This is a genomic window from Oscillospiraceae bacterium (assembly GCA_015068525.1).
Classification (GTDB): Bacteria; Bacillota; Clostridia; order UMGS1840; family HGM11507; genus SIG450.
In genome coordinates this window covers 1-20,366 of record SVKJ01000009.1, presented here as the reverse complement: position 1 = coordinate 20,366, position 20,366 = coordinate 1, and the positions used below count along the sequence as shown (strand labels likewise).

At 33.3% G+C, this 20,366-nt stretch carries 26 protein-coding genes and 1 pseudogene; 13 read left to right on the top strand and 14 right to left on the bottom strand.

From position 1 onward, the window contains the following. Positions 1-27 precede the first annotated feature (27 nt). From E7419_04500 to E7419_04480, 5 genes and pseudogenes are all read left to right on the top strand, one after another. Entirely contained in the window at positions 28-1,917 is a 1,890-nt protein-coding gene (locus E7419_04500) for a cell wall metabolism sensor histidine kinase WalK (protein ID MBE7014451.1), read from the top strand. Between the two features lie 95 nt (positions 1,918-2,012). Then, positions 2,013-2,291 (top strand): DUF2508 family protein, encoded by a 279-nt coding sequence (locus E7419_04495; GenBank protein MBE7014450.1) that lies wholly within the window; start codon positions 2,013-2,015, stop codon positions 2,289-2,291. After that, positions 2,284-2,556 (top strand): transcriptional regulator, encoded by a 273-nt coding sequence (locus E7419_04490; protein MBE7014449.1) that lies wholly within the window; start codon positions 2,284-2,286, stop codon positions 2,554-2,556. Before E7419_04495 ends, E7419_04490 begins: the two co-directional genes overlap by 8 nt. 199 nt (positions 2,557-2,755) lie before the next feature. After that, positions 2,756-2,998 (top strand): helix-turn-helix transcriptional regulator, encoded by a 243-nt coding sequence (locus E7419_04485; GenBank protein ID MBE7014448.1) that lies wholly within the window; start codon positions 2,756-2,758, stop codon positions 2,996-2,998. A 1-nt stretch (position 2,999) separates the two neighbouring features. After that, a pseudogene (locus tag E7419_04480) lies at positions 3,000-3,104 on the top strand (transposase). 47 nt (positions 3,105-3,151) lie between these two features. Here the strand turns inward: E7419_04480 and E7419_04475 are convergent. Continuing rightward, positions 3,152-3,997 (bottom strand): haloacid dehalogenase-like hydrolase, encoded by an 846-nt coding sequence (locus tag E7419_04475; GenBank protein ID MBE7014447.1) that lies wholly within the window; start codon positions 3,995-3,997, stop codon positions 3,152-3,154. A 128-nt stretch (positions 3,998-4,125) separates the two neighbouring features. Here E7419_04475 and E7419_04470 point away from each other — a divergent pair, with 128 nt between their 5' ends. Continuing rightward, positions 4,126-5,274 carry an amidohydrolase gene (locus E7419_04470; GenBank protein MBE7014446.1) on the top strand — a complete coding sequence of 383 codons (1,149 nt, stop codon included), beginning with the start codon at positions 4,126-4,128 and terminating at the stop codon, positions 5,272-5,274. A 3-nt stretch (positions 5,275-5,277) separates the two neighbouring features. Beyond that, on the top strand, positions 5,278-5,535 hold the full coding sequence (locus tag E7419_04465; GenBank protein ID MBE7014445.1) for a TIGR03905 family TSCPD domain-containing protein: 258 nt from the start codon (positions 5,278-5,280) through the stop codon (positions 5,533-5,535). A gap of 70 nt (positions 5,536-5,605) precedes the next feature. Here E7419_04465 and E7419_04460 read toward each other — a convergent pair whose 3' ends face one another. The 4 genes from E7419_04460 to E7419_04445 are packed head-to-tail and all read right to left on the bottom strand — an operon-like array spanning position 5,606 to position 8,408. Continuing rightward, positions 5,606-5,854 (bottom strand): peptidoglycan-binding protein, encoded by a 249-nt coding sequence (locus E7419_04460; GenBank protein ID MBE7014444.1) that lies wholly within the window; start codon positions 5,852-5,854, stop codon positions 5,606-5,608. A gap of 3 nt (positions 5,855-5,857) precedes the next feature. After that, positions 5,858-7,294, bottom strand: a complete 1,437-nt coding sequence (locus E7419_04455; protein MBE7014443.1) for a spore cortex-lytic protein — start codon at positions 7,292-7,294, stop codon at positions 5,858-5,860. A gap of 15 nt (positions 7,295-7,309) precedes the next feature. Continuing rightward, entirely contained in the window at positions 7,310-7,696 is a 387-nt protein-coding gene (locus E7419_04450) for a hypothetical protein (protein ID MBE7014442.1), read from the bottom strand. Positions 7,697-7,748: 52 nt separating this feature from the next. Continuing rightward, positions 7,749-8,408: an ABC transporter ATP-binding protein gene (locus E7419_04445; protein MBE7014441.1), complete on the bottom strand. Its 660-nt coding sequence runs from the start codon at positions 8,406-8,408 to the stop codon at positions 7,749-7,751. 357 nt (positions 8,409-8,765) lie between these two features. Here E7419_04445 and E7419_04440 point away from each other — a divergent pair, with 357 nt between their 5' ends. Further along, positions 8,766-10,967, top strand: coding sequence for an ATP-dependent Clp protease ATP-binding subunit (locus E7419_04440; GenBank protein MBE7014440.1), 2,202 nt, complete (start codon positions 8,766-8,768; stop codon positions 10,965-10,967). A 34-nt stretch (positions 10,968-11,001) separates the two neighbouring features. Here E7419_04440 and E7419_04435 read toward each other — a convergent pair whose 3' ends face one another. From E7419_04435 to E7419_04420, 4 genes are read right to left on the bottom strand one after another with little or no spacing between them, the layout of a single operon-like run. After that, a complete protein-coding gene (locus E7419_04435; GenBank protein ID MBE7014439.1) occupies positions 11,002-11,202 on the bottom strand; it encodes an XRE family transcriptional regulator in 201 nt (66 codons plus the stop codon). A gap of 34 nt (positions 11,203-11,236) precedes the next feature. Beyond that, the gene (locus E7419_04430) at positions 11,237-11,479 is read right to left on the bottom strand and encodes a helix-turn-helix transcriptional regulator (GenBank protein MBE7014438.1); all 243 of its coding nucleotides are present in this window, start codon (positions 11,477-11,479) and stop codon (positions 11,237-11,239) included. 7 nt (positions 11,480-11,486) lie between these two features. Further along, positions 11,487-11,714, bottom strand: coding sequence for a helix-turn-helix transcriptional regulator (locus E7419_04425; GenBank protein MBE7014437.1), 228 nt, complete (start codon positions 11,712-11,714; stop codon positions 11,487-11,489). Between the two features lie 8 nt (positions 11,715-11,722). Further along, positions 11,723-11,953, bottom strand: a complete 231-nt coding sequence (locus E7419_04420; protein MBE7014436.1) for a helix-turn-helix transcriptional regulator — start codon at positions 11,951-11,953, stop codon at positions 11,723-11,725. Between the two features lie 104 nt (positions 11,954-12,057). Here E7419_04420 and E7419_04415 point away from each other — a divergent pair, with 104 nt between their 5' ends. From E7419_04415 to E7419_04405, 3 genes are read left to right on the top strand one after another with little or no spacing between them, the layout of a single operon-like run. Then, entirely contained in the window at positions 12,058-12,300 is a 243-nt protein-coding gene (locus tag E7419_04415; protein MBE7014435.1) for a hypothetical protein, read from the top strand. A gap of 52 nt (positions 12,301-12,352) precedes the next feature. After that, a complete protein-coding gene (locus tag E7419_04410; protein ID MBE7014434.1) occupies positions 12,353-13,300 on the top strand; it encodes a sodium ion-translocating decarboxylase subunit beta in 948 nt (315 codons plus the stop codon). Between the two features lie 14 nt (positions 13,301-13,314). Continuing rightward, positions 13,315-14,199 carry a hypothetical protein gene (locus E7419_04405; protein ID MBE7014433.1) on the top strand — a complete coding sequence of 295 codons (885 nt, stop codon included), beginning with the start codon at positions 13,315-13,317 and terminating at the stop codon, positions 14,197-14,199. 275 nt (positions 14,200-14,474) lie between these two features. On the opposite strand, the gene E7419_04400 is transcribed toward E7419_04405, so the two are convergent. From E7419_04400 to E7419_04380, 5 genes are all read right to left on the bottom strand, one after another. Next, positions 14,475-15,128: an MBL fold metallo-hydrolase gene (locus E7419_04400; GenBank protein ID MBE7014432.1), complete on the bottom strand. Its 654-nt coding sequence runs from the start codon at positions 15,126-15,128 to the stop codon at positions 14,475-14,477. Continuing rightward, complete coding sequence (locus E7419_04395) at positions 15,125-16,102, bottom strand: NAD(P)H-quinone oxidoreductase (GenBank protein ID MBE7014431.1); 978 nt, start codon at positions 16,100-16,102, stop codon at positions 15,125-15,127. Before E7419_04395 ends, E7419_04400 begins: the two co-directional genes overlap by 4 nt. Positions 16,103-16,180: 78 nt before the next feature. After that, a complete protein-coding gene (locus tag E7419_04390; GenBank protein MBE7014430.1) occupies positions 16,181-17,176 on the bottom strand; it encodes a Gfo/Idh/MocA family oxidoreductase in 996 nt (331 codons plus the stop codon). Between the two features lie 4 nt (positions 17,177-17,180). Then, positions 17,181-17,984 (bottom strand): type I 3-dehydroquinate dehydratase, encoded by an 804-nt coding sequence (locus tag E7419_04385; GenBank protein MBE7014429.1) that lies wholly within the window; start codon positions 17,982-17,984, stop codon positions 17,181-17,183. 3 nt (positions 17,985-17,987) lie between these two features. Continuing rightward, positions 17,988-18,752 carry an SDR family oxidoreductase gene (locus tag E7419_04380; protein MBE7014428.1) on the bottom strand — a complete coding sequence of 255 codons (765 nt, stop codon included), beginning with the start codon at positions 18,750-18,752 and terminating at the stop codon, positions 17,988-17,990. Between the two features lie 114 nt (positions 18,753-18,866). Here E7419_04380 and E7419_04375 point away from each other — a divergent pair, with 114 nt between their 5' ends. Both E7419_04375 and E7419_04370 read left to right on the top strand, forming a co-directional pair. Then, a complete protein-coding gene (locus E7419_04375) occupies positions 18,867-19,625 on the top strand; it encodes a helix-turn-helix transcriptional regulator (GenBank protein ID MBE7014427.1) in 759 nt (252 codons plus the stop codon). Between the two features lie 68 nt (positions 19,626-19,693). Continuing rightward, positions 19,694-20,095, top strand: coding sequence for a dinitrogenase iron-molybdenum cofactor biosynthesis protein (locus E7419_04370; GenBank protein ID MBE7014426.1), 402 nt, complete (start codon positions 19,694-19,696; stop codon positions 20,093-20,095). Positions 20,096-20,366: the final 271 nt, after the last annotated feature.

The window sequence follows — 20,366 nt, the reverse complement described above, 5'->3', positions numbered from 1 at the left end:
ATTTAGAAAGTTATCAGGAGAATTATTATGTTAAAAGGTATTCAACAAAAATTAGTTCTTATATTTGTACTTATCATAATTGCAATTATGTCGGTACTGGGAACTTTCCTTATAAACAATATAAATGTTTATTATCACACTGAATTCCGTACAAGAATTTCTTCTACCTTTAACGATGTTTTTATAGAACAACTTGAAAATGCATGTTCAAACGAAAAACCCGTTGAAGAATTAGAAGTTATGCTTAACGCGTACAGTGCTAATATCGGAATTGATTATTCCTATAGAAATTACTATATATTAGATGGCTTAACAGGCGCATATATAAACGGTACAGACAGTAAAAAAGGCAAATCACTTGCAAAAACTCCTGCCATTTCTGAGGCTTTGACAGGAAAAGTCGGTATCCAGACCGAAGCATCAAGTCAGATTATGGAGTATGCCATTCCTATTATTAAAGATTCAAAACCCTTATACATTATTTACATTGTCGATTCTAAAGATGCAATGAATGATGTTATAAAAAATATGATAGGTATGGTGCTCCAGTCATTGCTTTTAGGAGTTATGATTGCTATACTTCTTGGAATATTTTTATCAAGAACTATTTCAAAACCTATCACTACACTTACAAAGCATGCTGAGAAACTTGCAAAAGGAGAATTTGAAACCGTTCCGTCAGTTAAGGAAAATGACGAAATCGGTATTCTTTCCAACACATTTAAGTATATGTCAGATGCTCTTGCTACAAGCGTTAATGAACTTGGCATTGAGAAAAACAAATTAGAAACTGTTATGAGATATATGTCTGACGGTATTATTGCTTTTGATGCTGACGGAAAATCTATTGTTATAAATCCTGCCGCCAAACGTCTTTTAGGAATAAAAAACGAAAAGGAAATAAATTTTGATGAGTATTTCACTAAATTTTTTGACGATTTATATATCGGGGATTTTATATATCTTGACGACCACAAGGTTGAACAGAGAATAATAAATGTTAATGACCAATCCTTAAGACTTGAAATAAGCCCTTTTAAATTTGAAAATGAAAAATACCGTGGCGTAATGGTGGTCATTCAGGATATAACAAAACAGGAAAACATTGAAAATTCACGTAGAGAATTTGTTGCCAATGTTTCCCACGAACTAAAAACTCCTATTACTACAATTAAAACATACATTGAAACAATAAGAGAAAATGACCTTGACAGAGAAACCGAAATTGGATTTTTAGATGTTGTAAACAAAGAAGCCGACCGTATGACAAGGCTTATAGGCGACCTGCTCACTTTATCCAAACTTGACAGTAAGATAATTTTAGCAAACAGGGAGTACATAAATGTATCCGAACTTATCTTTGATGTTGTAAGTAAAATGAAGATTGAAGCAAATAAGTATGACCATAAACTTACTTATCACGAAATGAACGAACTTCCACCTTTATTTATGGATAAAGACAGGCTTGAACAAATTCTTATAAATATTATTTCAAACTCTATTAAATACACGTCAAAAGGCGGTATTATAGACGTATTTGTAAGAGCAATTTATGGAAACATCTATATAAAAATAAAGGATAATGGAATAGGTATTCCAAAAAATGATCTGGAGCGTATTTTCGAAAGATTTTACCGGGTTGATAAGGCAAGGTCAAGAGAACAGGGCGGTACAGGTTTGGGACTTGCAATTTCAAGAGAAATGATTCTTGCTTTTGGCGGGGATATTTACATTGAAAGTGAAGAAAATGTAGGAACCGAAGTATGTATTGTTCTCCCGGTTGACGGAAAAAGGCTTGATATTGCCGTTGATGATAAAGAAATGTTTAAAAATATGCAAACGGAAGAACTTAGAGAAACAAGCGAAGAAACCGATAACGAAAAAGAAGATAACTCAAATGATGAAAAAGAACAGTAATTTTTTACTGTTCTTTTCTTAAATTGGTATATTTTGTCCCCTTATTGCCATAGAATATAATATAAAAGTTTCTATGACAAAGGAATGAAAATAAAATGAAAGAATTTTATCTTGAAATTTTAAAAAGATTAAAACAACCGGTAAAAAAGGAAAATGAAGAAGTATTAAGAATTAAAAATGCTCTGTTTGAACTTAAAAGGGCAAGAAATAATTTTGATATGGTAGTAGGGGCAGATAATGTTGAACTTGCAATTTTAGAACTTAATGCAGCAGAAAAAAGGTATCAGAATCTTTTGAAGGAAGCAAAGGAACATTCCTTAAAAGACGTTTTTACCGAGGGATTAAATTATGATTTAAGTAAATCTCTTGAATAATATCGAAATAATACACTTAAGAGAAATTATTATTTGCCTTTTACTTACATTTACTCTTATCTTCTTTTTTAAAAAACCATTAATCTGGATCTTTAAAGTTATAATAAGAGGAACACTTTTTTCTGTTTTAATGTTTCTTATAAACTTTATTACTATGTCTTTTAATTTTTTTGCAGGAATAAACCCTGTTACCACTTTTATTTGTGGAATTTTTGGTATTTACGGTGTAATTTTAAATTATATACTGGCTTTTATCTTTATTTAAAAAAATTTAGCCATTTCAGGGATTGTCCCTAAAATGGCTGAATTTTTTTAATAAGTTTGTTTGGTGACAACAATAGGGTTTGCAATTACTGTATTTCTACTAAAAAGTCTTCTTATAGCCTATATTGTATCATATATAGCCTACATTGTCAATAATATTAGTCTATAATTAGCCTATAAATTATAAGGAGGCTGTTAAAATGGATACACATCAATTAATAAAAAACAGAATTTTATATTTATGTGAGGAAAAACGAATAACAATAAATAAACTTTCAAGCGAATCAGGGATTGCACCTTCGACAATTAAGAATATACTATATGGAAAAAGTAAAAATCCGGGTATTGTTACATTGAAGATGTTATGTGACGGATTAGGAATAACTTTAGCAGATTTTTTTAACACATACGAATTTAAACATCTTGAACAGGAATTAAAGTAAAATGAATGATATAAATTTACCAAACCGAAAACCAACGAGATTAAGAGGGTATGATTATTCCACGAATGGAGCATATTTTGTAACGGTATGTACACAACATAGAGAAGAATTATTTGTAATGGAATCCGTAGGGAACGACACACAGGTCGTTCCCTATGATATAGAATTCTTTTTATGTTCTTTATGAATTTCGTCAAGTTTATTTTCCACAATTATTTTATCAATTATCGTTCTTACTATTTTATCGAGTTCGGAATTTTTAGTGTAGTCGGCTTTTGTTATAAAATCGACTCTTGATTCTCTTATCAGTTTTTCAGCTGTATCGTGATTTTCCCCATAAACTGCAATAGAATGACCTCCGTTAACTTTACATAACTTCATACAAGGAACATCAGTAAGTCCATCGCCGATATAAATCATATTGGAAAACGGAATTCTTCTTTCTTCATGCGGAACATAGGAATTTAAAATATTATCGTCACAAATTGATAATTCTCCCTTATTTATTCTGTATAAATACTGAGTTTTAGTAGTAAAATTAACAACTGTTTTAGGCCATACAGCCACTCCGTTGACATCATATATATATTCACACGCATAGGTTCTTTTAAATTCAGGGAAAATATCCGAGCCTTCTATGATTTCCTGAAGCCCCGAAGATATAACATAGTGTTCCACCTGTGCGCCCTTTTCTTTTGCATATTCATTTACTCTTTTAAACCAGACTTTAACACCCGGAAAGAATTCAATATTTTTCCCTAACTTAACAAATTCATCTCTGGTAATTTTCTTGTCGTGAATTTTTGCAAATTTAAGCATCATATACATATAACTTAAAAGAGCATCCATCTGATTTTCTTTTGTAAACTCATTGACCTCTTTCCAGAATTCGTCTTTAGTAAGCCCAAGACTTGGAATAAACCCAAAATTCTGCATATCGGTGGTTATTAAAGTTTTATCAAAATCGTACATTAAAGCAATAACAGGTTTTTTAGCCATTTAACCACATCCATATATTTTTTCGTTTTATACGTGCCATCGGGGACGTCGTACCACGATTATATTTATTCTATCACTAAAATTGACTTTCGTCAATCGATATGTTAAAATGATTGTGGTGATTTTATATGTTTGATAAATACAATGAAGAAGTTATTAACTTAAGGCGGGAATTTCATAAAATTCCTGAACTTGGCTACTTTGAATTTAAAACTAAAGCAAAAATTATTGATTACTTAAAATCTATTGGCATAGAAGATATTAAGGAAATATCAGATACGGGTATTTGTGCAACCATTTTTGGAAACGGCAAAAAAACTATTGGTATAAGAGCCGATATTGATGCGCTTCCCGTAAAAGAGGAAACCGAACTTCCCTTTTCATCTTTACACGATGGCGTTATGCACGCCTGCGGTCATGACGGGCATATTGCGATAGCACTTACTCTTGCTAAATTTTTCAAAGAAAACTCTCATCTTTTAAAAGGTAATTTAAAACTTATATTTCAGCCTGCCGAAGAAGGTGAAGGCGGAGCCAAAATGATGATTGAAAACAAAGTTTTGGAAAATCCGAAAGTTGACTGTATGCTTTCCTGCCACCTGTGGCCTGATATTGAAACAGGCAAAGCAGACGCATCGCATGGCACAACATTTGCATCTGACACTTTAATTGAAATTGAAGTTATAGGAAAAGGCGGTCACGGTGCATACCCTGAAAAAATCAAAGATGTTATATACGCAGGCAGCGAGATAATAATAGCATTAAAAAAACTTAGCAAAGATTTTAATGACAAAGGCGTTAAAAATGTCCTTTCAATGTGTTCTTTTGACTGTGCAAGTACACATAATGTTTTTAAAGATTCTGCGCATTTAAAAGGAACTTTAAGAATGATTGACGAACAATCAGAAATAGTAGTATCCGAGTCGATAAGAAACACTGTTAAAAAGATTTTAGATGATAATAACATTGACGGTATAATTAATGTTAACCTTAATTACATACCTCTTGTAAATGACTATGAAGTTACAAATGCAGTAAGAGATGTTATATGTGATACTCTGGGAGAAGAAAATCTTTATGAGTTGGGATATGCTATGACGGCTGAAGATTTTGCATATTTTGCAAAAGAGGTAAAATCCTGTCATATAAAAGTAGGTACAAAATCTGAGGACTGCCCGTATCCTCTTCACAGTGCAAAATACACTATTAATGAAGATTCTCTTCTTGTCGGTGTTAAAATTCTTGCAAATAGTGTAATTAAATTATTGGGAGATTAAATTATGAATTATAAATTTGAAACTAAAGGCACTTGTTCTAAAATTATTTCATTTGATATAAATGATAATATTATTACCAATATAAAGTTTTTGGGTGGGTGTGACGGAAATTTAAAAGCAATTTCTAAAATTTTAGACGGTCAAACCGTTGAAAAAATTGAGGAAAAACTTCTTGGAAACACCTGTGGTTTTAAAAGCACTTCCTGTGCAGACCAACTGGCAAAAGCAGTAAGAAAAGCATACAACGAACAAAACGCATAAAATTTTCATTAATCAAATATTGCCATTTTGGGGACTGTCCCCAAAATGGCAATATTTATATAATTTTAAGTTATACATTATCTCTATCTATTATTTTATTATATTCTTCTACTATTTTTTCAAAGGTTAAAATGTCAACCTCTCCTGTTGGACTTAAATTAAACTTCTTTTGAAAATTTGTAACCGCTTCCGTTGTGGTATCATCAAAAATTCCATCAACTATAACTTCAGGTAAAACTTCATTGGCAAAATAAATTGCCCTTAACATTTCCTGTAAGTTTCTTACAGGAGTTCCGTTTGCACTTATAACATTAATCATTTTCTATACATACGGATGAGTAAAATCCGAATCTCCTTTACCAATATTTCTTCCCGGAAACTGTGTCAAATTAACATTTACCTCATTTATTAAATCAACATAAGTTTTTCCGATTAAATTCCAGGTTGCCTCGTCAGTAACACCTGTCTCCGAAAGACCGAATCTTCTTTGAAACTCTGCAACTGACCTTCGTGTCTGTTCTCCATAAAACCCTGTCGGACTGACAAAAGAAATTCCCCTGTACGAAAGAGAAATAAAATTAAGATAATTTTGCAAAGTAGTTACATCTGCTCCGCTCGACCCCTGACTAAGCGGTGTACCGGGATATTTTGCAGGGCTTGTTATTTTTACATCAAAATCTATATTTAATGCTCTTATTATTCCCCTTACCCCATTATAAAGTAAGTTCCATGTTCTTTCCCCTGCTATACCGTCAGGATTTAAACCTGCATATTTCTGGAATGCTATAACTGCATCTCTTGTTGACTCGCCAAACACACCGTCAATTGCAACAGGCGGAATAAAACTTATAAATTCAGATAACACGTTTAAAAAATACTGAAGTATAAATACCTTTTCACCTTGCGAACCCAAAGACAGCGTATCGGTAAATTTTAAGTTTGAACCATAATAAGTCTGCCCCTCAGAATTCAGTTCCGAAAGTCTTAAAATCCCTACATAAAGACTTATAATTTTATACCATGTTGCTTTACCCACAATTCCGTCTTCGGTAAGATTAAATATTCTCTGAAATCTTCTTACAGCATTTTCAGTCTGTTCTCCGAATATTCCGTCAACAGGATAAATTTTGGGAATAGACGGATAATTTTGAGATATCTGATTAAGTGCTACCTGAATGGTCGCAACATCTCTCCCTCCATTACCCCGCCTTAGAGCAAATCCCGGATAGGACTCTTCCAAATCCCGTATGGGAACATCGGTTACAAGTTCTATATTATCTCCGTAATAATATGTTAAAATTTCAAATGCTGAAAAACCCTGCCTTGCAAGATTTTCACTTCCCCACTGTGAAAGCCCCTCGCACGTTACTGTAGTCCCGTTGCAGTATTTTGCAGCAAGAGGCTCTACAAATCCGATTCTTCTTATATAAGAATCAAATATTTCGTCAACTATTCTGTCTATATTCTCGAAAATATTTCTTCCGTAAATAAATTTCTGGTCGGTTGCCGTTGATGATGTTATATCAAAATCATAACCCTGACTTCTGTAAAACTCAGTATATACACGGTTAAGCGCATAAGAAATCTGTGCGTATATATTCGCTCTTATGGCTTCTTCATTCCAGGTCGGATAAATTTCACTTGAGGCAACATTCTTTATGTAATCTGAAAAACTCACTGTTACATTTTGCGCGTTACTGTCTTTCGGTCCTAAATGAACAGTTATAGTTTCAGGTATTGTAGGAAACACTTCTGCCATACAAACCACCTTTTTTTATAAATTCTGACTGGTTATTTCTATTATTTCCTGCGTTCCTTCGTCAATTCCTTCTCTTAAAGGAATCAGGGAAACATTTACTAAACTTGTGTTATCCGAAAAAACCTGAACATTTCTTATTAACACGCTGTAAGCTGACGGATGGTCAACTCTTACATCAACTGATGTGTAAGGCTTAACACTGTTTTCAGGTTCTAACGAATATTCTATATCAGGAGTTTCTACGTCTATTGGTGTAGTTTTACCGTTTTCATCCGTTCTTCGGGTTCCTAAAAGAATTTGTTTATCGTCAACATTTGTACTTGCAGTTACAATCGCATCTTTAACAGGAACACTCTCACTTGCAAGTGTCACTCTTGCTATTATTTTTCCGTTGCCATTCATTTAAAGCACCTCCTTTTTTTATTATATTTTCTAAGGTGCTTTTTTATAACTCTTAAATCAGTTTGCCGTCTTTTAATTTTATAATTTTTGTAAAATATTTTTCATACTCCAAATTATGTGTAACCATCAAAACAGTAACCCCTTTCTCATTTATTTCCTTAATAAGATTCATTACTGTTTCGGAAGATACTGAGTCAAGATTGCCTGTCGGTTCATCTGCAATTATAATTTTAGGTTTGTTTATCATTGCTCTTGCTATTGATACTCGTTGCATTTGCCCTCCCGATAATTCTATCGGTTTGTGATACATTCTTTTTTCAAGTCCGACTTTTATAAGTTCTTCCTTTGCAAGTTCCACCCTTTTTTTATATTTAATCTTTGAATAAGCAAGAGGCAGCATAACATTCTCTAAAGCCGTCATTTCAGGAATAAGATTAAATGATTGAAAAACAAATCCCAGAGTTTTATTGCGAAAAAGGCTCATTTTACGATCATTAAAATTCCATATATTATTCCCCTCAATCGTTACTATTCCTGAACTTGGCGAAAGCAAACCTGCGATTATATTTGAAAGAGTTGTTTTCCCGCTTCCCGACTGCCCGACTATTCCTACAAATTCCCCTTTTTTTATTTCTAAATTTATATCCTGCAAAGCTTTTACCGCAGTTTTTCCAATATTATATATTTTGTTTATATTATCTAATTTTATCATTTTGCACCTTTTTATAATTTTTTTCTTGACATTGTTAAAAAAATAACTTATAATATATTGTAGAGTTTGTTAAAAAAATAACAAACTTTATAAATTCAATTATAATGCCACATTGAATTTATTTGACTTACTCCTTTAATAGATTTACACAAAATGTGTAAATCAGATTTATTCTTATCCCCAAAAGAATAGGTCACGAAATCTACAAGGTTCTTACCTTGTAGATTTTTTGTTTTCATATTTATTGTTTAATAAAAATATGAATAGTATGTAAATTATTATAAAAAATGTTGAAAAAAAATCAATTTTATTATACAATGATAAAGGACTTTTAAGATATAAGGGAGTTTTTTATATATGTTATGTTGTAAATGCAAGAAAAATATGGCGGTTGTATTTATAAATAAATTTGAAAACGGTCAGCAAGTCAGCGAAGGATACTGCCTTGCCTGTGCTAAAACTATGGGTATAAAACCGCTTGAACAAATGATGAATCAACTTGGGATATCCGATGCCGATTTAGAGGATTTGAACTCTGAAATGGGTGATTTTCTTACGGATATGGGAGTGTCGGACAGTATGACTCTTCCTCCTAATTTTGATAATAAAAATGATAAAAAGGCTTCAAAAGAAGAAATTAATAAAAAAAGTATGCTTGAAAATTACGGAACTAATCTTACAAGGCGCGCAAGAAATGGTGAACTTGAAGTTGTAGTGGGAAGAGAAAAGGAAATTGAAAGAGTTCTTCATATTTTAAACAGAAAAACTAAGAACAATCCTGTTCTTTTAGGCGAACCGGGCGTTGGTAAAACTGCAGTTGCAGAAGGCGTTGCAATAAGTATTGTAAACGGGGCTGTGCCTGACAAACTTCTCGACTTTGAAGTTTATCTTATTGACTTTACGGCACTTCTTGCAGGAACTCAATTCCGCGGTCAGTTTGAGGGAAGACTTAAAAAATTAATAGATGAGGTTAAGCAAAGAAAAAACGTTATTTTAGTTATTGATGAACTTCACAACATTGTTTCCGCAGGCGATGCCGAAGGAGCAATGAATGCGGCTAATATTTTAAAGCCTGCTCTTTCAAGAGGCGAAATAAGAGTTATCGGTGCAACAACATTTAATGAGTACAGAAAACACATTGAAAAAGATTCTGCACTTGAGCGAAGATTTGCACCTGTTAATATTGACGAGCCGAGCGAGGAAGACTCATTTGAAATCTTAAAAGGGTTAAGACCTTTTTATGAAACTTATCACAAGATAACCTTATCTGACGAAGTTTTAAAAACTGCTGTATCCTTATCTAAAAGATACATTCCTGAAAGATTTCTTCCTGATAAGGCAATAGATTTAATTGATGAATGTGGTTCGAAGAAAAATCTGGAAAATAAAAAACTTGCAGAACTTAACCGTCTTAACAAAAAACTTTTATCCAAAATAGAAGAAAGAGAAGAGGCGGAAAAAGGAACAGAAAATCAAGAACCTGATTACGAAAAAATTTCAAATTTAAAAATTGAAGAATTAAAATTAAATGATAAAATAAAAGAACTTGAAGAGGGCGGTGTTACCCTTCCTGTTACAGTAGAAGATATTGTAGCAGTTGTTGAAAAACTCTCGGGAGTGCCTATTACCGAACTTAAAGAAAAAGATATTGAGAAATTAAAAAACTTGAAAGACAAACTCGCTTTAAGAATTGTTGGTCAGAATGAGGCTATTGACAGTGTATCTTCAGTTATAAGAAGAAACAGAGCAGGTCTTATAAAGAAGAAAAAACCTTCTTCCTTTATATTTGTAGGGCCGACAGGTGTTGGTAAAACTGAACTTGTTAAAACTCTTTCTAAAGAAATTTTAGGCACTGAGGACAACATTATAAGATTTGATATGTCTGAATATATGGAAAAGCACACGGTATCAAAACTTATAGGCTCTCCTCCGGGATATGTTGGCTATGATGATGCAGGGCTTCTTACCGAAAAGGTACGTAGAAATCCTTATTCCATAATTCTGCTTGACGAAATCGAAAAGGCACACGCTGATGTATTCAACCTTCTTCTTCAGGTTTTAGATGACGGAAAGTTAACTGACAGTCACGGAAAATGCGTTCATTTTGAAAATACAATTATAATTATGACATCAAATGCAGGGTCTGACTATAGAAGCGCATCCTTTGGATTTATCGAAAATGAAAAAGCATCAAGTAAAGAAAAAGTTTCTTCTGCTTTAAAAGAATTTTTCCGCCCTGAATTTTTAAACAGGGTTGATGAAATCGTTATATTTAATCACTTATCAAAAGAGAATATAAAAGGTATTGTAGATATATTAATTAGCGATTTACAAAAAGATTTAAGCGATAAGGAAATAAAAATTTCTCTTACAGATAACGCAAAAGAATATCTTTCAAATAAAGGGTATGACGATAAATTCGGTGCAAGACCGTTAAAAAGACTTATTCAGAAAGAAATCGAATCTCACCTTGCAGATATGTATATATGCGAAGAATTAAAATACGGAAATTCAGTTATAATTGATGCGGATAATGAAAAGTTAATATTTAATATTTAAAAAGAATAACACCTGTTTCACAGCGAAACAGGTGTTATTCTTTTTCAAATTTTATTATATCAGAAACTTCACAATCAAGGGCATAACAAAGAGCATCAAGCGTTTTGGTACTGATAGCCTCTCCCTTTTTTATACGATGAAGAGTATTTGCCGAAAAACCTTGCTTGAATATTAAATTATATTCTGTTATCCCTTTTTTAAAAAGCGTATTATAAAACGGTTTGTACGAAATCATTTCAATCACCAAGCGAATAATATTATATTTTAATCTATTTTATTTCCTGTTCCAAATTATCAAATAATGGAGATTCAAAAAAATATCTGATTGAAACATTTAATCCGTCACATATTTTCTTTATCGTGGAAATTGTTGTACTGTTGTTTCTTCCACCTACTATATTACTTAATGTAGATTGTGTTATTCCACTTATAGTCGCAAGTTTATTAACTGTTATCATATTTTCATTGCAAAGTTCAAGTATTCGTAATTTAGTTGCTTCGCCTATATTCATATCTTTATCACTCTTCAACATATTCCAGTATGTCTTTCACTTCACAGTTTAAAACATAGCATACTTTGGATAAAAAATCTAAATCAACACGCTCTACATTTTCTGCTTTATAATACCTATGTACAACATCATATTTAACGCCTGTAAGTGTGCTTAGTTTATTTCTTGTTATGCCTCTTTTATCCATCATTTCAGATAACTTAATCTTTATTTTCCCATACTTTTTAATGTCCATAATACCATTTACTTTATACATAATAATTCCTCATAAGACACTTTTAAAATCTCTTTTATTGCTTTTAATTCATCAATATATAAGTGCCTTTGCCCTGCCTCTATTTTGGCGAGTGCACTTCTTGTTACATCGCAACCACTTACCTGCATTTTTGCAGATAATTGTTCTTGAGTATATTTGTTTCTCCTTCTTAGCGTTCTTATATTTTTGCCAACTTGTATTTCAAAATTTATATTCATATTTGCACCTATATAAGTATTTTTTTCTTGATTATATACTTAATATGTGTTAAAATTGCACTTATATAGGTGCAATTTTATTTTTTAATAAGGAGAAAATAATTATGGCAGAATTTTGTTTTGAGTGTTATAATAAATTAAGCGGTGGTAAATGTAAAAAGGAAAACTATATTTTATCTGACGAATTAGAGTTATGCGAAGGTTGCGGAAAATACAAAAGGATTGTGGAATGTTATCGCAAGGGTATAATTTATGATATTATTTCTTTTTGTTTCGATATAATATCTTTTCCTTTTTATTTATTAAGAATTATTATAATTCGTATTTACTTATTTTTTAAAAAATGATGGAACTTTTTTCCTGCACTTTATATCTAAAAAGGTAAAAGGAGGTTTTTTTATGAAGAAAATAATCTGTTTACTGTTTGTTTTATCGTTATGTTTACTTTGCGGTTGCAATAATGGTACAATAGGAATTATAGGAGGTTCCGACGGTCCGACAAGTATTTTTGTGAGCGAAAAAAAAGAAGGATATGAAATATCCCCTGTCAAAATAATAAATATAGATAGAACTCTTTATTATAACAGCGGACTTTTAAGTAAAGTTACGGGAAGATGCGGAACTTTAGACGGGAATTTAACTAAAGGAGCAGACGAATACGAAATACCTAAAAAAGACAAAGAAACCAATTTTGAAATTGGAAAAGAGCATTTTGGTTATCAAAATGTAACAAGTATTACAAAAGAAATTCCCACCGAAAATGGTTGGGAAATTTATAAAAAAGTTGAAGATTACGGCGTGGATTTACTTAAATACAAATACGCGTACATAATTAAAGGAAGACATCCGAATGCTGTAAAAGACTCGGAATATCTTGTTTTTGCAAACACCAAAGATATCACTTTTGAAACTATAACAAAATATTTCTTTTCTTCACAACTTAAAGACCATCAGGTTGATATAGCAGTCCGACATATTGAAATTTATGACGAGTGGGGTATCAATATGTGGGCAGAAGATGTTACACCAAACGGTATTGTTTTACACCTCGAACAGTTTGGAGGAAATTTCAAAGGAGAACTAAACACGGGTCCTCAGTATACGCTTGAAATTTTTGAAAATGACAAATGGACAGAAGTTAAAACAAAATACGATTCTCCTCTTGCCTGGAATCAGGTTGCTTATAATATATTAAAAAACGAGCGAACAAAATTTAATATTGATTTTTCTTTAGTATATAATCCCCTAAAAAAAGGACGATACAGAGTAGGAAAAGAGATAATGGATTTTATTGAAATGGGAAAATTTAATACAAAAACTTATTACGCAGAATTTTCGATAGAATAGAAAGGAAAATAAGTATGTTAAAAAACAAAAAATTTTTAAGTATATTTTTTGTCATTTTAATTGTTACACTCCTGGCAGGGCTATTATACATTTTTTTAAACCCAGGATACAGTCATGTAAAAGAACCACCTGACCTTGTTATTTATAAAGATGATGATGCAAGTTACAAGGGGTTGACTCTGCCTACAAACTGGAATGGTGCACAATCAAGTTACCCAGTCGCAGAGGAACTTATATATTCAAAGGAAAGTACTATTGTTATAAATAAGAATGAGGAAGTTTTATTCCATATTAAAAATCTTTCAGGAAAAATAGAAGAAATTCGCTTGATAAGGGAGCCTTTTAATCAAAGTGTTGATTTTAAAAAGAATTCTTTTACAATTTCACCTAAGGCAGCAGGCACTTACTATCTTCAGATACGGGTAAGTTATCCCCAAAAACCAATTTATCCTATAAGAAATATGGTAACCTACAGTTTTAAACTTGTAGTAGAATTTGGAGAAATAGTAGTAGAACCTTCTAAAACTCCGTCGCTTACTGCACTCTTTGGAAAAATAAAACTTCCCGAAAAAGACTATGCCTCAAGTATACTAAGTTATGAATATATAGTATATAGTTATGGTTTAGACAGGGTATATATTAATATAGGCACAGGCTTGACACCTCTTTCAACAGCACTGAGAGATAACTTAATCACTATGGAGGATATAATAAGCAAGTGCGACAGGGATGTTGAAAAAGGCATTATTCCAAACATAATGTATAAAGACGGTGGAAGTAAAATATACAAATATGATGACTATACCATTGTCAAATATGACACTGTTGAAGGGTATAAAGATATATACATAGGAACACCTGAAATTGATATTGATATATCAAAAAAGAAAAGCCAATAATTTTTTTAGTGACAGGCTCTATACCGATATTGCAAGTGGTTTTAATGCGGGTATTTCGACTGTTTTTGTGTTAGCCGTCGGAGAGCTATCCGACGGCTAAGCGGAGAAGGAACTATTGAAGATGTTAAAAATAGTGATGTAAAACCAACATACATATATGAAAACATTAAAAAGTTTTATGAAGATTTGATTAGTATTTAGAAACGATAAAAGGGCGTACTTCAACGAGTGATTCTTTCACAAAATTGAGTTAGCGCCCTTTATGATTGTAATATTTAGTTTTTAATAACTAAGCAACCTGATTTCCCTTGCATAATTTTGCCATCATGAAACAATAAAGGAATATACTTATTTTTGCAAAATTCTGCGATAAATTTTTCGCTTTCTTCTTCGTTATAGGATGAGCCTGTGCAGATTTTGTCCGTTAAGCATTTTTCATAATAACATTCATCCCCGCACAATACATAGTTATCTGCTAAAACAATACAGGAACCAATGGAATGTCCTCCGATTTTTTTTATTATTATATTCTCATCTAACAGGAATTCATCATCAATCAAATGAACATTGAAATCTGTCGGAATATACTTTTTCCCCTTAACATATTCATCTTTTTGAATGTGTATAACGGCATTTTTGTAATACCTGACGGCTTCTATGTGGTCGTGGTGTGAATGAGTAATTACAACATCAGTTATATCATTTGGAGAAAGTCCGTATTCTCTTAAAATATCAACCGGATTTTTAAACAATGACATTTCAAATCCTGCTCCATCATCGCAACCTACATCCACAAGTATATTCTTATTTTCGGTTTGTATCAAATAGATTGTAAATGTAATCGGCAAAAGAACATCTTTTCTGCCACCTTTTAATATATAGTTTTCACCAAATACTGATTCTCCGTACTTTAATGCTATAATCTTCACTGTACCTTCAGCACTACCTTACCTATATTTTCACCACGGTAAAGAATATCGTGTGCCTCTTCAGCTTCAGTTATCGGAAGAACTTTATATACAGTAGGTTTTATTTCACCATTTGCCACTTTTTCCCAGACTTCATTAACAAGGCTTAAAAGAATTTTTGCTTTCATTTGGGGAGTACGCGAGCGAAGTGTACTGCCAACAATTCTGATATTCTTTTTGTAAATATTTTTAAGGTCAATGGTTGTATTTACTCCGGCAAGGGCCGCAATTACTATCCATCGACATCCATATTTTACATAAGGCAGGCAATCTCCAAGATTTTGACCACCAAGACAGTCAATAGCAATATCAACAGCTCTGCCTTCGTCTTCTTCTTTTTTCAGTATTTCAGGCAAGTTCTTCTCTCTTGTGTCAACCACGAGATCGGCACCAAGATGCTTAATATTTTCAGGATCACTTATGACTGTTGTAATAACACGTAAACCAAACGCTTTTGCCATAGGAATAACAACGCTTGCAAGTCCGCTTGCCCCTGCCTGCATAAGCAGCGTATCTCCCGCTTTGGCATGACCTTCAACAAACAACTTCAAATATGCAGTTGCAAATGCTTCAGGAATTGCTGCTGCTTCTGCCATAGTGCAATTTTTTGGCACTGGCATACACATATCAAATTTTACTGAAACAAATTCTGCATAACCGCCGCCGCCAAGTAATGCACAAACTTTATCGCCGACTTTGTAATTTGATTTTGCCTTTGCACCTTCTGTCATTTCAACAATTTCCCCTGAAACCTCAAGCCCCATCCATTCAGGGCAGCCTTCCGGCGGAGGATAGTCGCCCTCTCTTTGCATAAGGTCTGCACGATTCAGAGCTGCATATTCAACTTTTATCAAAACTTCATCTTCTTTAAGCACAGGATTTGGAACATCATCCCATCTTAAACTCTTATCATTATTTACAAGTATTGCTTTCATAATTTGTATCCTTTCACTTATTATATTTTTTTCAATTAAACAGTACGCCTATGTGGAAGTTCCTTTTTGGTTATATACTTACACTTCCTTTCCGCAAGCTCTAAGCGTTAACTTATAAAGACCAAACTCATATTCATAAGAATATGGATTCTCTTTTCCTCTCACAATTTCAGCAAAATTGCGCATCATACCATCATAACGGTCATATACCTCTGATTTGCTTGTGTCCCATTCTTTGTGCCAATCGGTGCTATATGCTTCGTTCATGACAGTATATAGTCCTCCATCCGCCGAAGCTTCGAGTGGTTTTATTTCTATCGTACCCTTTTCACCGCAAATAACAAGCTGCCTTCTCAAAAATCCACCGTTTTCAATTGCACAGGTTTTGGCAAAGGATACACCATTTTTGTATTTAAATACGACCATTCCGTAATCGTTGGCTGTAACCTCGTCATATCCGGTTGAGCAATTAAAAGGAATAATTTCTTCAGGCTCTCCTTGAATTTGATAAATCAAATCAATTAAATGACATCCTAAGAAGAACATTATTCCGCCCGGGAAATTTTGAAACCATTGTCTGACCTTGGCAGGATGCTTGCAGTCCATATGCGCTTCAACCGAATATATTTTACCAAGCTGACCATTTTTTACTTTTTTAAGAGCCTCCTGAATTTTCGGGTTAAAGCGATACATATATCCTGTTGAAAAAGTTAATTTTTTAGATTTTAGTGTTTCAACAATTTTTTTAAAGTTGCAAAGGTCAACACCTCCGGGTTTTTCCATATGCAGATGCTTACCGGCAGTTGCAACCATAAAGGCATATTTTGTGAGATATATTTCCTCAGTTTCAACTACAACCGCTTCAATTTCCGGATTGTTTAATATTTCCTCAACAGTCATTTCTTTATAACCATCAAAAGCCTTCGAACGATCTGGAAATTTTTCTCTTTCGTTTTCCGGCAACGCATATCCGACAACATCAAAAATGTCTTTTTGTTTTATCATACTTTTCCAAATGAAATTTCCGTGGCCGTTTTCACTCGTGCCTATTTGCGCAACTTTTATCTTTTTCATATTGCTATTGCCCTTTCTCTATAACATCCGGCAAATAATCAAGATTATCCCGTACAGCTTTTGCTGCTTTTATTGTAGGCTGAGTGGAAACAGCACGTTCATCATGCTCTCTTACCGCAAGATAAGATACACAACCAAGTTGAGGACCAATCATTCTATGGATTTTAGAATGTGTACCTCCTGATAAGAATAAAAACGGAACTTTTAACTCTTTTTTCAGCAATGTAGTTATTCTTAAATTCTCAATTTGCTCTTCGTCAGAATTTGCCGCTGTTACAATTTTAACAATATCGGCACCTCTTCGTTGTTGTTCATAGGCAATTTCCAAAACCGTTTCTGCCAAAGTGAACTTTAGCACATGGGAAGACATTAAAACTTCCTTTCCCATCTGATGCATTTTATCAATCAAACGCATCTGTTTATCAATTGCAGATTGTTTCATAGAAAGTTCAAGGCCTATACCCATTCCGCTATCTTTATCAAACCAACTTGCCGGAACATCACCAAGTGTTGCACCGCAAGACAGTGCCTTAAGAAGCCTGTCTGCAAGTTCTTCGTCTGAAAACCCACTGTTTTCATATCCTCTGTAATTGGTTATATATATTGGATGCCCGGAGCACGCAGCAAATATCTTTTCGTAATTTTCTTCATTTTTATATTCTTTTTTCAGACATTCAAGTTGTATGCCAAGACAATCTGCTCCATCATAGATTGAATTCTTTACTGCAAATCTTATGTTGTCGGGATTATCCTTCAATATCATACCTGTAATCAATGGACGATTCTGATTTAAAAAAGTAGGTTTCATATATCAGCACCTCCTGCCGGCAGCATTTCTGCCACCATCAATCATAATATTTTCGCCATTTATAAATTGACCTTTTTCAGATGCTATAAACAAAATTAAATCTATTATTTCCTGCGGCTCTGCAGCTCTGCCAAGAAGGGTTTGCATATTCGCCATTGCTGCACGTGTAAGAACAGGTCCGGGTGAAACGCATACGCATCTGATACCATATTTCGAGCCGTATTGTGCAATAGACTTTGTCAATCCAAACATAAGTCCTGCTTTTGATGTAGGATAATCCATACCGTATTTGTCGCCTTCCTGCCCTGTGATTGAACCGATATTTATAATAAGACCACTTTTTTGTTCTCTCATTTGTTTGAGTACAGCGTGTGCAAAATAAAAAGGTCCTTTTAAATTTACATCTATACCCCAATCATAGACTTCAATCGGAACATCAGGAAACTCGGGATATTTCTCCCTGTCAACCTTTTGCATTCTGACAGCCGTACCACCCGCAAAATTCACCATAATATCAATACTTCCAAAACATTCAACCGCCTTATCTCTTGCGTGGCACACCTCTTTATAATCACGAACATCGCATACTACACCGATAGCTTTTCCCTTGCCTTTTTGGTTGATTTCATCAACGCATTTATTAAGAACTTCCTCATTAACATCACACATAACTATGTTCCCGCCATATTGTGCAAAATTTTGTGCAAACAAAAGCCCCATTCCCGATGCTGCTCCTGTTGAAATTGCTGTTTTCCCTGTAAAATCCATATTTAATCCTCCTTACCTTTTTATCATATCATCTTGCAAAAGCAAGATCAATATGATATACTGTAAAAAAAGTAACTATTCTGCAATTATGTTATTCTGGAGGTGTGTAAAGAGATGCAAGTCGGGAAAATATATGTTTCGGACCTTTCCACGTCAAAGCATGTATTTAAGAATTATCATTTTTGCCGTGGAAACAGCAATCAAAGGAAAACACGGGTTGGCGTTATAATAAAAGGTAGTGGAACCTATATATATTTGAATAAAAAACTTAGTGTAACTGAGGGAGATGTTGTATTTATTCCGGAAAATATATATTGTTATTCTGAGTGGCACGGAAGCCCTGAAATCGAAGTAATTTATGTAAGTTGTTTTATGCACTATGAACAGTTCCGATATGAACCACAAATTATAAATTGCGATAAAGAAATCAAGAACAGCCTGATAGAAATAGCCAATCTGTTATCACTTGACTATATTGAGGAACTGGAAGCGTATTCAATGTTTTATAAGCTGCTTAAAAAAGCACTCCCTCAAATGGTGCAGTCAAATATTTCATATGATAAAACCTTGCAAATAGCCATTGAATATATAACTGATAATTGGAATAACAATTTTTCCATTGGTGATTTATCAAGAAAGTGTTTCGTTAGTGAATCTACCCTTTACCACTTGTTTCAAAAAGAATTAGGGCAAACACCCGTTAATTTTTTAAATTCTATCAAAATTAATAATGCAATAAAATATCTGGAAAATGGTAACTATTCTATTTCCGAGATAAGCAGACTAATTGGATTTAATTCTGAAAATCATTTCAGAAAGGTTTTCAGAAATGTCACAGGTAGCACTCCTTCAAAATTCAAAAATAAGTCATAATTATGATTGACATATTAAGTTTTTAGAGTTAAAATTATACAGTAGAAAAAAGAAAAGAGGTCATTAAAATGATAATTGCAACAACTTATGAAAATGGAGATGTTTACGGACATTTCGGACACACAAAGGAATTTAAATTGTATCAGATAGAAGGAAATACCGTTATAAGTTCTAAAGTAATAGAAACTCTGGGAAGCGGTCATGGTGCACTTGCTCAGTTTTTAAAAATAAACAACGTTGACATTCTTATATGCGGCGGGATAGGCATGGGAGCAAGAGTTGCCTTATCTGAAGCGGGAATCAAACTTCTTCCGGGTGTTACAGGCAATGCCGATATGGCAGTTGATGATTATTTACATCTTCGTTTAAATTACAATCCTGATGCTACCTGTAACCATCATCATGAAGACGGGCACAACTGCGGTGAGCACGACTGCTCTGACCACGAATGCGGAGGGCATTGTAAATAAGATTGTTGAAAACCAAGGGTGTTTTTTTCTTCCTTCCTAATTCCTAATTGGATTAAGAGATTCTTCACTTCGTTCAGAATGACAATAAGGTAATTTTGCATTTTGCACTTCGAATTTTGCATTTAAAAGATAAACAAACGGGATGTAAAACTGAAGTGAACCCCAAAGTTTAGACAAAATTAAATATTAACTTACTTGTGAATGAGTTCGGTATTGTACCGGACTCATTCCTTTTAGTTTCATAGAAATTCTTTCGTTGTTGTAGTAATCA

Bases quoted from the DNA above. Each gene is read 5' to 3' on its own strand.
- E7419_04500 (MBE7014451.1), top strand. From the start codon at position 28: ATGTTAAAAGGTATTCAACAAAAATTAGTTCTTATATTTGTACTTATC.
- E7419_04495 (MBE7014450.1), top strand. From the start codon at position 2,013: ATGAAAGAATTTTATCTTGAAATTTTAAAAAGATTAAAACAACCGGTA.
- E7419_04485 (MBE7014448.1), top strand. From the start codon at position 2,756: ATGGATACACATCAATTAATAAAAAACAGAATTTTATATTTATGTGAG.
- E7419_04475 (MBE7014447.1), bottom strand. From the start codon at position 3,997: ATGGCTAAAAAACCTGTTATTGCTTTAATGTACGATTTTGATAAAACT.
- E7419_04470 (MBE7014446.1), top strand. From the start codon at position 4,126: ATGTTTGATAAATACAATGAAGAAGTTATTAACTTAAGGCGGGAATTT.
- E7419_04465 (MBE7014445.1), top strand. From the start codon at position 5,278: ATGAATTATAAATTTGAAACTAAAGGCACTTGTTCTAAAATTATTTCA.
- E7419_04460 (MBE7014444.1), bottom strand. From the start codon at position 5,854: ATGATTAATGTTATAAGTGCAAACGGAACTCCTGTAAGAAACTTACAG.
- E7419_04455 (MBE7014443.1), bottom strand. From the start codon at position 7,294: ATGGCAGAAGTGTTTCCTACAATACCTGAAACTATAACTGTTCATTTA.
- E7419_04450 (MBE7014442.1), bottom strand. From the start codon at position 7,696: ATGAATGGCAACGGAAAAATAATAGCAAGAGTGACACTTGCAAGTGAG.
- E7419_04445 (MBE7014441.1), bottom strand. From the start codon at position 8,408: ATGATAAAATTAGATAATATAAACAAAATATATAATATTGGAAAAACT.
- E7419_04440 (MBE7014440.1), top strand. From the start codon at position 8,766: ATGTTATGTTGTAAATGCAAGAAAAATATGGCGGTTGTATTTATAAAT.
- E7419_04435 (MBE7014439.1), bottom strand. From the start codon at position 11,202: ATGATTTCGTACAAACCGTTTTATAATACGCTTTTTAAAAAAGGGATA.
- E7419_04430 (MBE7014438.1), bottom strand. From the start codon at position 11,479: ATGAATATAGGCGAAGCAACTAAATTACGAATACTTGAACTTTGCAAT.
- E7419_04425 (MBE7014437.1), bottom strand. From the start codon at position 11,714: ATGGACATTAAAAAGTATGGGAAAATAAAGATTAAGTTATCTGAAATG.
- E7419_04420 (MBE7014436.1), bottom strand. From the start codon at position 11,953: ATGAATATAAATTTTGAAATACAAGTTGGCAAAAATATAAGAACGCTA.
- E7419_04415 (MBE7014435.1), top strand. From the start codon at position 12,058: ATGGCAGAATTTTGTTTTGAGTGTTATAATAAATTAAGCGGTGGTAAA.
- E7419_04410 (MBE7014434.1), top strand. From the start codon at position 12,353: ATGAAGAAAATAATCTGTTTACTGTTTGTTTTATCGTTATGTTTACTT.
- E7419_04405 (MBE7014433.1), top strand. From the start codon at position 13,315: ATGTTAAAAAACAAAAAATTTTTAAGTATATTTTTTGTCATTTTAATT.
- E7419_04395 (MBE7014431.1), bottom strand. From the start codon at position 16,102: ATGAAAGCAATACTTGTAAATAATGATAAGAGTTTAAGATGGGATGAT.
- E7419_04390 (MBE7014430.1), bottom strand. From the start codon at position 17,176: ATGAAAAAGATAAAAGTTGCGCAAATAGGCACGAGTGAAAACGGCCAC.
- E7419_04385 (MBE7014429.1), bottom strand. From the start codon at position 17,984: ATGAAACCTACTTTTTTAAATCAGAATCGTCCATTGATTACAGGTATG.
- E7419_04380 (MBE7014428.1), bottom strand. From the start codon at position 18,752: ATGGATTTTACAGGGAAAACAGCAATTTCAACAGGAGCAGCATCGGGA.
- E7419_04375 (MBE7014427.1), top strand. From the start codon at position 18,867: ATGCAAGTCGGGAAAATATATGTTTCGGACCTTTCCACGTCAAAGCAT.
- E7419_04370 (MBE7014426.1), top strand. From the start codon at position 19,694: ATGATAATTGCAACAACTTATGAAAATGGAGATGTTTACGGACATTTC.